The sequence below is a fragment of the Frankiales bacterium genome (genome assembly GCA_016125335.1).
Classification (GTDB): Bacteria; Actinomycetota; Actinomycetes; order S36-B12; family CAIYMF01; genus Longivirga.
Genome location: WGLY01000013.1, coordinates 150132 through 163845 on the forward strand (window position 1 = coordinate 150132; position 13714 = coordinate 163845).

General features: G+C 70.1%; 5 protein-coding genes. All 5 read left to right on the top strand.

Translation table 11 applies throughout. The features are described 5' to 3' along the window. Nucleotides 1–113 precede the first annotated feature (113 nt). Nucleotides 114–5342 carry a DEAD/DEAH box helicase gene (locus tag GC157_07895; protein ID MBI1377387.1) on the top strand — a complete coding sequence of 1743 codons (5229 nt, stop codon included), beginning with the start codon at nucleotides 114–116 and terminating at the stop codon, nucleotides 5340–5342. Next, entirely contained in the window at nucleotides 5339–8218 is a 2880-nt protein-coding gene (locus GC157_07900; GenBank protein MBI1377388.1) for a DEAD/DEAH box helicase, read from the top strand. Before GC157_07895 ends, GC157_07900 begins: the two co-directional genes overlap by 4 nt. Next, nucleotides 8215–12210 (top strand): N-6 DNA methylase, encoded by a 3996-nt coding sequence (locus tag GC157_07905; protein ID MBI1377389.1) that lies wholly within the window; start codon nucleotides 8215–8217, stop codon nucleotides 12208–12210. Before GC157_07900 ends, GC157_07905 begins: the two co-directional genes overlap by 4 nt. Before the next feature lie 75 nt (nucleotides 12211–12285). Continuing rightward, the gene (locus GC157_07910) at nucleotides 12286–13029 is read left to right on the top strand and encodes a hypothetical protein (protein ID MBI1377390.1); all 744 of its coding nucleotides are present in this window, start codon (nucleotides 12286–12288) and stop codon (nucleotides 13027–13029) included. Next, nucleotides 13026–13714 (top strand): ATPase (locus GC157_07915; GenBank protein MBI1377391.1); only part of this gene is annotated, 689 nt, incomplete at its 3' end. The genes GC157_07910 and GC157_07915, both read left to right, overlap by 4 nt.

Consider the following 13714-nt stretch of genomic DNA (forward strand, 5'->3'; position numbering starts at 1 on the left):
GACCACCAGGCGACGGATGAGCCAAGCGCATCCAACTCTGTCGCGTCGGTGAGACCGACCGTCAGCAGCAGTGACTAGGGTGGGCTCGGTTCATGCTGGGCAAGGGGGATCGGGTGGACGTGTTCGAGGTGCACCGCGAGGTCATCGAGGACTACCAGGCCTTCACGTCCGGATTCGTCGAGGTCCGCGACCGTCGCATCAAGGCGTTCGTCGACGAGCAGTTCGCTGCCGGGGTTCAGTGGCCCCACCCATGGCTAAGCCTCAACCCGTCGTTCGCCAGCGGCGGATCGGTGCCCGAGCTGGTTGCCGAGGGCCTCCTGCATCCGGAGTGCGAGCGCATCTTCCGCCGCAAGACGAGTGTTACCGACAGTGGCCGCGATCCCATCGTGCTGCACCAGCACCAGCGCGAGGCGGTCGAGGCAGCCCAGTCCGGCGACAGCTACGTCCTCACCACCGGGACTGGTTCCGGCAAGTCGCTCGCCTACATCGTGCCGATCGTCGACGCGGTGCTCCGCGACCGCGACAACTACGGCGGCGCGCGACGGTCGGGCGTCAAGGCGATCGTCGTCTACCCGATGAACGCGCTCGCCAACTCCCAGCTCGGCGAGCTCGAGAAGTTCCTGTCATACGGCTACCCCGAGGGCGAGGAACCGGTCACCTACGCCCGCTACACGGGGCAGGAGTCGCCGGACGAGCGTCGCCGCATCCTGGCCGACCCGCCGGACATCCTGCTGACCAACTACGTGATGCTCGAGCTGGTGCTGACCCGGCCTGACGAGCGGCGCCACCTGGTGCGCGCGGCGCAGGGGCTGCGGTTCCTCGCGCTCGACGAGCTGCACACCTACCGCGGCCGGCAGGGCGCCGACGTCGCCATGCTCATCCGGCGGCTGCGCGACCAGTGCGCGCAGGGAGACCTGCAGATCATCGGCACCAGCGCGACCATGTCGTCGGAAGGCACGACTGAGCAGCGACGAGCTGTCGTCGCCCAGGTCGCGACCCGGCTTTTCGGAACGACCGTGCGACCCGAGCGCGTCATCGGCGAGACGCTGGTCCGGGCCACCCCTGAATCCGCCGACGACGGGGCCGCACTGGCCGCGTCGGTCAGGGCGCTGCTAGTCGATCCGGAGCACCACCGCGACGCCGGCACACTGCTGGCGGACCCGCTCGCAGCATGGGCCGAGACCACCTTCGGGCTGGACATCGAACCCGAGACCGAGCGTCTCGTACGCCGTGCCCCCACCACCGTGCCGGCCGCCGCCGACGACCTCGCCGAGCTCACCGCTCTCTCCGCCGACGACTGCGCCGAGGCCCTGCGTCACGTGCTGCGCGCTGGCTCCCGAACCAGCGACCCCGTCACCGGACGCCCGCTGTTCGCGTTCCGCCTCCACCAGTTCCTGTCCAAGGGGGACACCGTCTACGTCTCCCTCGAGCCCGAGGACACCCGGCACGTCACCGGCACCTACCAGGTCAGCGTCCCCGGGGAGCCCGGCAAGTCGCTGCTGCCCCTCGGCTTCTGCCGCGAGTGCGGCCAGGAGTACCTCGTGGTGGCCAAGGTCGACCGGCACGGCGACACCGTCTTCGTGCCCCGCCGCGACGCCGACGCCAGCGGCGGCGACGCCGTCACCGGCTACCTCTACGTCAGTTCCGACCTGCCCTGGCCCGACGACCCCCTCGCCGCCGGACGCCTCCCCGACGCGTGGCTGGTCACCGACCCCGCCACCGACCAGATCGACGTGCTCGACAGCAAGCGCAAGTACCTGCCGACAAAGGTCACGCTGTCCCCGGACGGCACGCTCGATCCCGACGGCGCCGGTCTGCCGGCCTGGTTCGTCTCCACACCGTTCGCCTTCTGCATGCGCTGCGGGGTGTCCTACGAGCAAGTTCGCGGCAACGACTTCGGCAAGCTCGCCACCCTCGACGCCGAGGGCCGATCCTCCGCCGTCACCGTGCTCAGTACCGCCGTCGTCCGCGCCCTGCGGCAGGTCCCCGCCGCCGAGCTCGACCCCCGAGCCCGCAAGCTGCTCACCTTCGTCGACAACAGGCAGGACGCCAGCCTGCAGTCCGGGCACCTCAACGACTTCGTCCAGGTCGCCCAGCTCCGCTCCGCACTCGTTCGTGCCCTCGGCACCGCCGGGCCCGGCGGGCTCGGACACGAGGACGTCGCCGCCGCGGTCACCAGTTCCCTGAACCTGACCCCGCACGACTACTCACAGGCGCCCGAGGCCAAGTTCGCGGCCAAGGCCGACGCCGAACGCGCGCTGCGCGGCGTCGTCGAGTACCAGCTGTACGTCGACCTGCAGCGCGGTTGGCGCGTGACGATGCCCAACCTCGAGCAGTGCGGTCTGCTCCAGATCGGCTACCGCGACCTGCCCGAGCTCGCTGCTGACGACGACTCCTGGGCCGGATCTCCCCTGCTGGCTGCCACGCCCGCGGCTCACCGGGCGGAGCTGTCGCGCATCATCCTCGACGAGCTGCGCCGGGTCCGAGCGATCGACGCCGACGTCCTCACCGAAGACGGCTACGAGCGGATGAAGAAGGCCTCCCGCGGCCAGCTCGTCGAGCCGTGGGCCCTCGCTGACGACGACCGCATGGTCGAGGTCGGCGTCGCATTCCCCCGCCCGGCCCGACGCGGCAGCCGTGGGGTGCTCGCCCTCACCGGCCGTGGAGCCTTCGGCCGCTACCTGCGCCGCGACATCTCCGGAGTTCCTGGTGCCGCGTCCCTGAAGTCCGCAGACGCCGACGTCGTCATCGCCGAACTCCTCGACGTCCTCGCCACCGCAGGACTGCTCACCACCAGCGACACCGCCGACGGCCCCGAGTACCGACTGAAGTCAGCCGCGCTCCGGTGGCTGCCCGGCGACGGTGTCCACGGCGCCGAAGACCCCTTGCGCCGGGCGTTCCAGGGCGAGGCAACCGCCCGGGTCAACCCGTTCTTCGTCACCCTCTACCGCGACATGGCCGCCCAGTTCGCCGGCCTGCTCGCCCGCGAGCACACCGCACAGGTCCCCCAACAGCTACGCCTGGACCGCGAGGACGAGTTCCGCGCAGGCCACCTGCCGCTGCTCTACTGCTCACCCACGATGGAGCTCGGCGTCGACATCAGCGACCTCAACGCCGTCGCCATGCGCAACGTGCCCCCCACGCCCGCCAACTACGCGCAACGCTCCGGCAGAGCCGGCCGCAGCGGCCAGCAGGCCCTCGTCCTCACATACTGCTCCACTGGTAACGCGCACGACAGCTACTGGTTCCGCCGGTCCCGCGACATGGTGTCTGGTTCGGTGATCGCACCGCGCATCGACCTGACCAACGAGGACCTCGTCCGCTCCCACGTGCACGCGATCTGGCTCGCCGAGACCGACGAGTCCCTGCATTCCTCGGTCACCGACCTCGTCGAGTCCGGCGGTGACGACCCGGCGCTGACCCTGTACCCGCAGCTGTGGCACACGCTGAACGACCCGGCCGTCACGTTGCGCGCCCAACACACCGCCGACCGTGTCCTGGCCGACCTGCGGCGCACCTGGGAGCTCGACGGCCACGAGCCCTCGTGGTGGTACGACGGCTGGGTGCACGACCAGGTCGCCGGGGCCGCCCAGGCGCTCGACGACGCCCTGGACAGGTGGCGGGAGCTCTACCGCGCTGCGTTGGCCGAAGTCAACGAGCAGCACAAGCTCGCCATCTCCACCACCGCCAGCCGCTGGGACCGCCAGCTCGCCGAACGCCGCCGGGCCGACGCCCGCAACCAGCTCACGCTGCTCCGCAACGACGACAGCGAGCAGGGCGCTACCGACTTCTACAGCTACCGGTACTTCGCGTCCCAGGGGTTCCTGCCGGGCTACTCCTTCCCCCGGTTGCCGCTGGCCGCCTACATCCCCGGCCGCCGCGGCACCGCCCGCGACGGCGACTACCTGCAGCGCCCCCGCTTCGTCGCGATCAGCGAGTTCGGGCCCGGCTCGCTCATCTACCACGAAGGCGCGCGCTACGAGGTCGTGCGCATCCAACTGCCGCGCGACCCCGACCGCGCCGCGGATGGAGGCGCGCTCACCGACACCGCCCGCCGATGCGAGAGCTGCGGCTACCACCACACAACCGCGGTCGGCACCGACATGTGCCAGCACTGCGGTGCACCCCTGGGCCGCACCGAGTTCTCGCTGCTGCGTCTCCAGACTGTCTTCACCAGGCGGCGCGAACGGATCAGCAGCGACGAGGAGGAGCGGCGCAAGAGCGGCTTCGAGCTCGAGGTCTCCTTCCGGTTCGCCGTCGCCGGCGACCGGCCCTCCTCCACGAAGGCGCGGGGCGTCTCCGACGGACGCACTCTCGTCGACCTCGTCCACGGCGCCGCGGCTGACGTCCGCGTCGCCAACGTCGGCCGCCGCCGACGCAAGAACCAGAACGACCGCGGCTACTGGCTCGACCTGCGGGAAGGGCGCTGGCTCACCGACAAGCAGGCCACCGACACTCCCGTCGATACCGAGGCCCTCGTCGACGCCCAGGACATCCGCGACAAGGCCAAGGTCATCCCGTACGTCGAGGACCGACGCAACGTGCTCGTGCTGCGCCTCACCGACGCGGTCGACGACACGGTCGCCGTCACCCTGCGGGCTGCGCTCGAACGCGCGATCGAGGCCACGTTCCAGCTGGAGGACTCCGAGCTCGACAGCGAACCACTGCCCGACCCCGACGACCGCGCCCGGATGCTGCTGATTGAGGCCGCCGAAGGCGGTGCGGGTGTCCTCGTCCGCTTGGTCGAGGACCCAGGCGCGCTGGCAGCCGTCGCCCGCACCGCGCTCGAGATCATCCACTACGACCCCGACACCGGAGCCGACCTCGATCACGCACCCGGCGCACGCGAACGCTGCGAGAAGGGCTGCTACGACTGCCTGCTGTCCTACGGCAACCAGTACGAGCACAGTCTCATCGACCGGCACAGCGTCGTTCCCCTGCTGCACAGCCTGGCTGCTGCGCAGGTCCACGGCGGCGCCGGCGGTCGCACCCGCGCCGACCAGCGCGACCAGCTGACCCGCCTGTCCGACTCCGGACTCGAGCGCGAGTTCGTCACCTGGCTCGACGAGCACGGCCACCGGCTGCCCGACGACGCCCAGGTCACCGTAGACGCCGCCCGTGCCCGACCGGATCTCGTCTACTACCTCGACGGAGCCCGAATCGCCGTGTTCGTCGACGGGCCCCACCACGACGACGCCGTCCAGGCGCAGCGCGACGCTGCCGCCACCGAACGGCTCGAGGACCTCGGCTGGACCGTGCTCAGGATCCGATACGACGACGACAAGGCGGCGTTCACCGCCCGGCACAGCTGGGTCTTCGGACCCGGAAGGACGCCCGCGTGACCGTCACCCACACCCCACCAGGAACGCAGCCGTTCGCGGTGGGCTCGCTCGTCCGCGCTCGCGGACGCGAATGGGTCGTCCTGCCCGGGGGCGACGACAACTTCCTGCTCCTCCAACCTCTCGGTGGCAGCCACGACGACGTCACCGGCGTCTTCCGCGACGAAGGCGTCACCGCCGCATCGTTCCCCCCGCCGGGCCGCGACGACCTCGGCGACGCAGCCTCCACCGGCCTGCTGCGCACGGCGCTGCGCGTCGGCTTCACGTCCTCCGCCGGCCCGTTCCGCTGCCTGGCGGGACTGTCGGTCAGTCCCCGCAGCTACCAGTACGTGCCGCTGCTCATGGCCCTCCGCCACGATGTCGTCAGGCTGCTCATCGCCGACGATGTCGGCATCGGCAAGACCATCGAGGCCGGCCTGGTCGCGTCCGAGCTGCTCGCCCAAGGAAGCGCTCGCCGCCTGGCAGTCCTGTGCTCGCCCGCCCTGGCCGAGCAGTGGCAGCGAGAGCTGCGCGACAAGTTCGGCATCGACGCAACCCTCGTGCTCACGAGCACGGTCCGAGGACTCGAGCGCGACCTCATGCTCAACGAGTCCCTGTTCGACCGCTACCCGCACGTGATCGTGTCGCACGACTTCATCAAGTCCGACCGGCGACGCCACGAGTTCCTGCTCCGCTGCCCCGAGCTCGTCATCGTCGACGAGGCCCACAACTGCGTCGTCGGCGGCGGTTCCGGCCAGCGCGCCAGGCATCAGCGCTACGAGCTGCTCCGCGCCCTCGCCGACGACCCTGAGCGCCACCTGATCCTGGCGACCGCGACCCCGCACTCCGGCGACGAGTCCGCCTTCTCCAACCTCGTGGGGCTGCTGAACCCCGCCCTCGCCATCGCCGACCTGTCCACCGAGTCCGGACGCCGCTTGCTCGCCGCCCACTTCGTGCAGCGCCGCCGCGCCGACATACGCCACTACATCGACGAGGACACCCCGTTCCCCAGCGACCGGGAGACCCTGGATGTGCCCTACCGGCTGTCCCCGGAGTACCGCGACCTCTTCGACGACGTCCTCGCCTACGCCCGCGAGCAGGTCAGCGACGGTCTGAGCGGTGCCCGCGGCCGCGTGCGCTGGTGGTCCGCCCTCGCCCTGCTGCGGGCCCTCGCCTCGTCGCCGCGCGCCGCCGCCGCGACGCTTCGCACCCGTGCGGCCGGCGCTGACCTCACCGACCCTACGGAGGTCGACGACCTCGGTCGCGCCGGCGTCCTGGACACCGGCGACGACGAGAACCTCGAGACGATCGATACCACTCCAGGAGCGCTCGTCGCGGAGGACGGCCCCGACGACGCGCACGCCCCCTCCACCGCGGCCGGTCGCCGGTTGCGTGACTTCGCCCGCCGAGCCTCCGAACTGTCCGGGCCCGAGCACGACCGCAAGCTCGCCGCCGTGGCCGCGCAGGTACAGCAGCTCCTCGCGGACGGGTACGCACCCATTGTCTTCTGCCGCTTCATCGACACGGCCGAGTATGTGGCCGAGCACCTGTCCGCGGTCCTCGGGACCTCCCGACGGCCCGTCCACGTTGCCTCCGTCACTGGCGCGCTCCCGCCTGCCGAGCGGGAACGACGCATCGCAGAACTCACCGACCTCGACGGCCAGCACGTCCTCGTCGCCACCGACTGCTTGTCCGAAGGCGTCAACCTGCAGGAGGCGTTCACCGCCGTCCTGCACTATGACCTCGCCTGGAACCCCACCCGGCACGAGCAGCGCGAAGGGCGCGTCGACCGGTTCGGCCAGCGACGCGACGTCGTCCGCGCCGTCACGCTCTACGGCGAGGACAACGGCATCGACGGGATCGTCCTCGATGTCCTCATCCGCAAGCACCGCGCCATCGCCGCCGCCACAGGTGTGGCCGTGCCCATCCCCGGTGACGGCCAAGCACTCGTCGACGCCCTCGCCGAGGGCCTGCTGCTGCGCGGCCGCGACGCCGCCGAGCTCACCCTCGACCTCGGGCTCGACGAACGCACCCTCGCCCTGGATGCCGCCTGGACGAGCGCCGCCGAGAACGAGAAGCGGTCCCGCAGCCGCTACGCCCAGCACGCCATCAAGCCTGACGAGGTCGCCACCGAGGTGGCCGAGGTCCGCGCAGCCCTCGGCGCCCACGGAGACCTCGAGGACTTCCTGCTCACCAGCCTCAACGCACTCGGCTCGACCGTCACGCCCACCGACGACGGTTACAGGGCCGTCATGTCCACGCTGCCCCTCGCGGTCACCTCATCACTTCCCGTCGCACTGCGTGAGCCGCTGCCGATCCGAGTCCAACCCCCGGCCGGCCGCGGAGAGGCAGCGCTCACGCGCACGGACCCCACCATCGCTGCCCTCGCCCGCTACGTCCTGGAGAGCGCCCTCGACCCGGCCGTCCCGCAGCACGAACGACCGGCCCGGAGAGCCGGGGTGATGAGCACCAACGCCGTCACCACGCGCACGACGCTCCTACTGGTGCGATTCCGGTTCCAGCTGTCACTGCCCGAAGGCGTCGGCGTCCGCCAGCTGGTCGCCGAGGATGCCCGAGTACTCGCCTTCGAGGGAGCTCCCACATCGGCCGCGTGGCTGCCCGACCAACGCGCCGAGGAGCTCCTGCGCGCCGCTCCCACGGCCAATGTCGCCGAAGGCGCTGCCGTCGCCGCACTCGACCGGATCCTCACCGGACTGCCAGACCTGATGCCGGCCCTGGACACCGTCGCCGACGAGCACGCGGACCGACTGCTTGCCGCCCACCGCCGCGTGCGCGCCGGAGCCCAAGCTGCGCGACGAGGTCTGTCCGTCACGGCCCAGCGACCCGTCGACGTCCTCAGTGTGCAGGTGCTGCTTCCTGTTGGTGGTGGGCCTGCGTGAACGGTCGCGATTCTGGGTCTGGTGTGTCGGTGCGGGTGGCGGGTGGGCTGCTGCCGCCCGACGTGCTCTCGGCGGTGCTGGCCGGGTCGGTCGACGGGCTGGGCTCGTCGGACTTCCACCTCGGCGGGGAGAGCCCTCGGGAGGCGGCCGCGCGGGTGTGGTCGCACCTCCTCACGGTCTACCGGCGGTTCCGCGATGAGCTGGCCGGCCTGCCCGAGGGCGACGCGGCGGTCGGGGTCACACGGGAGCGCTGGCTGACCGTGCTGCTGGCCGAGTTGGGTTACGGCCGGGTCCCGGCGACGGGTGCGGGCGGACTGTCGGTGGGGGGCACGGCGTATCCGGTGAGCCACGTGTGGCAGTCGGTGCCGATGCACCTGCTGGGGTGGGGTGTCGTCCTGGACAAGCGGACTCCTGGGGTGGCGGGTGCGGCGCACCGGGCGCCGCACGCGATGGTGCAGGAGCTGCTCAACCGCAGCGACCAGTGTCTGTGGGCGGTGGTGTCCAACGGTCGGGTGCTGCGGCTGCTGCGCGACTCGACAACCTTGACCGGGCAGGCCTATGTCGAGTTCGACCTGGAGGCGATGTTCGACGGGGAGGTGTTCGCCGACTTCGTGCTGCTGTTCCTGCTGGCTCACCAGTCCCGGGTGGAGGTCCCGGAGGGAGCCAGCCCGGGGGAGTGCTGGTTGGAGCGGTGGCGCACGACCGCGGTCAGCCAGGGCGTGCGCGCGCTGTCGTTGCTGCGCGAGGGGGTGCAGGTCGCGCTGGAGACGTTGGGCACCGGTTTCCTGCAGCACCGCGCCAACGGTGACCTGCGCGGCCGGCTCGCCGACGGCGACGCCACCGTCCAGGACCTGCACCAGGCGCTGCTGCGCACGGTCTACCGGCTGCTGTTCTGGACCGTGGTTGAGGACCGCCAGGCGCTCCTGGTCGCCGACGACCCGGTCGCCATCGAGCGCTACGACTCCTACTTCTCCAGCGCCCGGTTGCGTCGTCTCGCGCGCTCCCGGCACGGCAGCGCGCACGACGACCTGTGGGCCGCCGTGACCCTGGTGCTGGATGCGTTGGGCCGCGACGGCGGTGACCCGCGGTTGGGGTTGCCGGGCCTGGGTGGGCTGTTCGCCCCGTCGGAGGCGGACGTGCTGGCCGGTGCCCGGATCGGGAACCGGCCGCTGCTGGCGGCGGTGCGCGCCCTGACCGTGGTGCAGCCGGCCGGGCAGCCGCAGCGGCTGGTCGACTTCCGCCACCTCGGCGCCGAGGAGCTCGGCGGGATCTACGAGTCTCTGCTCGAGCTGGTGCCCCGCTACGACCCGACCACGCACGTGTTCACGCTGGAGACCGCGGCGGGCAACGACCGCAAGACCACCGGCTCCTACTACACCCCGACCGAGCTGGTCGAGCTCGTCCTGGACACCGCGCTGGACCCGTTGCTCGACGACGCGGTCAAGGCACCGGACCCGGAGGCGGCGCTGCTCGCGGTGACGTGCTGCGATCCGGCGGTCGGCAGCGGTCACTTCCTGGTCGCCGCGGCGCGGCGCATCGCGACACGGCTCGCCGCGGTCCGCACAGGGGAGGTCGACCCCACCCCGACCACGGTCACCGACGCGATGCACGACGTGGTCGCGCACTGCGTCTACGGCGTCGACCTCAACCCGATGGCCGCCGACCTGGCCAAGGTCAGCCTCTGGCTCGAGGCGATGACTCCCGGCAAGCCCATGTCGTTCCTCGACCACCACATCAAGGTCGGCAACGCCCTGCTCGGCACCACCCCCGCGCTGCTCGCGGCAGGGATCCCCGACGAGGCGTTCGTCGCGCTCACCGGCGACGACAAGCCCACCGCCCGGTCCTGGCGCGACCAGAACGCGAAGGAGCGCGCCGGGCAGGACACCTTGTTCGACCGCGACACCATTGACGTCGGCAACCAGGACGGCCGCGACCTCGCCGCCCAGATCGCCGACCGCGCCGCCGGCGCCACCCTCGCCGACGTCGCCTGGGCAGCCCAGCGCTACAAGGCCGGCCACGACTCACCCCAGCAGCGTCGCGCCCGTCGCGCAGCCGACGCCTGGTGTGCGGCCTTTCTGGCACCCAAGACCCCGGATGCCCCCCGCATCACCACCGCGACCGTCGAGGCCGTCGCCGCCGGCAGCGCCAGCGCCGAGATCGAGGACTATGTCGACACCGTCGCGGCACGCCATCGGCTGTTCCACTGGCACCTCGAGTTCCCGGAGATCTTCCCCGTTCCCGACGAGGCACCCGCCAACACCCCTACCGGCTGGACCGGCGGATTCACCAGCATGCTCGGCAACCCGCCGTGGGAGACGCTGCAGATGAGCGAGCGTGAGTTCTTCGCGACTCGCGAGCCACGCATCGCCGATGCGCCCAACGCCGCTGCACGCAAGCGTGCGATCGCGGCGCTCGGTGACACGAACCCGGGCCTGCTTGCCGAGTTCGAGGTCGAGCTTCGACGAGGTCAGGTGGAGAATGCGCTCATTCGAGGTGGCGGCCGCTTCCCACTGTGCGCCACGGGGAAGATCAACACATACAGCATCTTCGCTGAGCACTTCCGAAGCAGCCTGGCGCCGCAGGGACGATCCGGACTCATCACTCCCACCGGGCTTGCTACCGATGCGACCACGGCTGCCTTCTTCGCTGACACGGTGTCCGCTGGGCGCCTGGCTGCGTTCTTCGACTTCGAGAACGGCAACATGTTCGAGGCCGTCGATTCCCGCTTCCGGTTCGCCTTCTCGTCCATGACGGGTGGCTTGAGGCTCAACGAAGTGGCACTTGCCTTCTTCCTCCATGCGGCAAGTGACGTTAGTACGCAGACCTTCTCGCTTACCCCAGAGGAGATCTGGCTTCTCAACCCGAACACAGGAACCCTGCCTGTTCTGCGGCATCGACGTGAGGCGGAGATCATGTTGGGCATCTACCGACGGGTCCCCGTATTGGTGCGGCAGGGTGGGTCGAATCCGTGGGCCTTGCGGTTCAGCCAAGGCTTGTTCAACATGGCCAGCGACTCTGCGAAGTTCCGGATGGCAGACGAGCTGTCAACCCTCGGCGCGAGATTCGATGGCTGGTCGTGGACTGACGGGGTGACGACTTGGCTACCCCTGTATCAGGGAATGCAGATGACGCACTGGGATCACCGATCCGCCGACGTGATCCGATCTGAAACGGCCCAACTCCGTCCTAACCAGCCGTCACCCATCTCGGGCTTGGAGAAGGATGACCCCGCACGGGAAGCAGTTGGGGTCTACTGGGTCACGGATCGAGACGTAGCCGAAGCGGCCCCAAGCGGGTGGGCGCGAGACTGGTTCATGGGGTTCCGCAGGCTGACGATTGCGGGGAATGAGAGGACGTTCATTCCATCCGTCTTCCCGCGAACTGCAGTGGGCGACAACGCGTGGGTTGTCACGTCAACCCATCCGGACTTCGACCTGGTCATCGCGATCTGGTCCTCTTACGTCTGCGACTACATCGTCAGGCAGAAGTTGACCGGAACCACACTCAGCAGCTACATCGTCCAGCAACTCGCCTGCCCAGATCCGTCCATGTTCTCCGGTCGTTCCACCTGGACGGACGAGCCGTTGGCCGATTGGGTGCGCCGACGAGTGCTCGAAATGACATACACCACCTATCGCATGCGCGGTTTCGCGGTCGACGTCCTAGCCCGAATGAGCGAGGAATCCGTTGAGACGGTGGATGCAGGAATGCCGTTCAGGTGGGATGCGAATCGTCGGGAGATCCTGCGTGCCGAACTGGAGGCAGCAGCGCTGCTCGTGTACGGCCTCGACCGAGCTGAGGCGGAGGACGTGCTCGACTCGTTCTTCGTCCTCCTCAAGTACGAGGAGCGCGATCACGGCGAGTTCCGTACCAAGCGTCTCGTCCTCGCCGCCTACGACGCGATGGCCGAAGCCGCCCGTACGGGCGTGCCATTCGCGAGCCCGCTCGATCCGCCGCCCGGCGATGGCCCCCGCCATGAGCAGCCGCGATGACGCTCGACGACCTGAGCGAGATCAGTCGCGCGATCCAGGTACGGCATCGCAGTCCCTCTCCAGGAAGCGATGTCCGTGGGCCCCGACCAGAAGGTCGGACCTGTGTCGGCTCGGATGCGCGCGTCGCTGTATGCGTTCGCGCCCGTGCTGCACGACGGGGTGCCGTTGGGCCTGTTCGCCGAAACGAGCTTTCGCCCTCGCGCGACCGTCGCCACGATCATGAGACCGCTCGACGAGTCGATGCTGGTGTCAGGCGACATGTCCCTTGGGGAGCCGCCCTTGGCGCTGGTGGACGAGCCGTTCCTGTTCGTGCTGCGCGGTCGCCGGCTCACGGGGTTCGTCACGCCCGCGGACATGGGCGCCGTCCCGGCCCGGACGCACTACTACATGCAGCTCTCCGAGTTGGAGATCCTCCTCGCACAGCTCGTGCGTCAGGCCTTCGACGACCAGAACGAGGTGCTGGACCACCTGTCCGAGACCAGACGCAGGTCGACGGTGAAGCTGCTGTGCGACCTCCGCCGGCGGGATGAGGTTCTCGACGTCGTCGCAGCGTTGAGCCTCGTCGGCCTCGTCCAGATCGCGCGACAGGTGCCCGGCTTCGTTCCGGCCGCGACGAGAGGCGGCCGTTCGTGGCGGTGGCTGACCAGGGGGCTGGGTGACTTCCGGAACGACGTGATGCACCCCGTACGGGACTTCGCCCGGGCCACGCAGTCGGGGATGATCGACCTCGCGAACTTCGAGGAGCGGGTCCGGACGTTCACCGACGCGTCACGCGCCGTCCTGGACACAGTGCACGCGAACGATGGGGAGCCGGCATGACCACCGACACGACGCAGAGCACGACCAGCGGGTCGACTGTGTCAGCGGCAGAGCCGGATGACGACTGGACCCCGCGGTGCCGCCGTCGGCTGCGAGCGGCGCTGCAGGTGCTCGCCCGGGAGGACCGCGTCATGAGCCCGGCTGAGTTGCGCGATGCCGTTGCGCCGCTGGAGCCTCTCACGACATACGACCTGTCGCTCCCCAAGCCGGACGGCAGCCCGCGGGCCTGGACGAACCTGTTCTGGAACCTCACGACGAACTACGAGCACGCCGGATGGCTGCACGCGACACCCGCCGGTTACCGCATCACGCGGGAGGGTCGCGCCGCGCTGGATTCGGGCAAGGACGGGCTCGCCTTGTTCGACGAGGCGCGCGCCGGCTACATCGAGTGGGACACAGACCGCAAGGCTGTCCTGCCTGATGTCGCGACTGACCCCAGCCGGGACGTCAAGCACGGGGGGTCCGGCGCGGCGCACGCGCTGCGCGCGCTCGAACCGTTGGTCGGGGCTTGGCGAAGCCAGAGCTCCGCCTTCAGCCCGGGTGCCGGCGCTTGGACCGCCGCCTCGACTGAGAGGCTCGCGCAGTTCCTGGCTGCACAGACGCAGGCCTCGCCGTCCGAGCTGCAGGGTCTCGACGATGACGCAGCCCGATTGCTGGCCGCAGAGGCATTCGCGCTGCTGCTCGG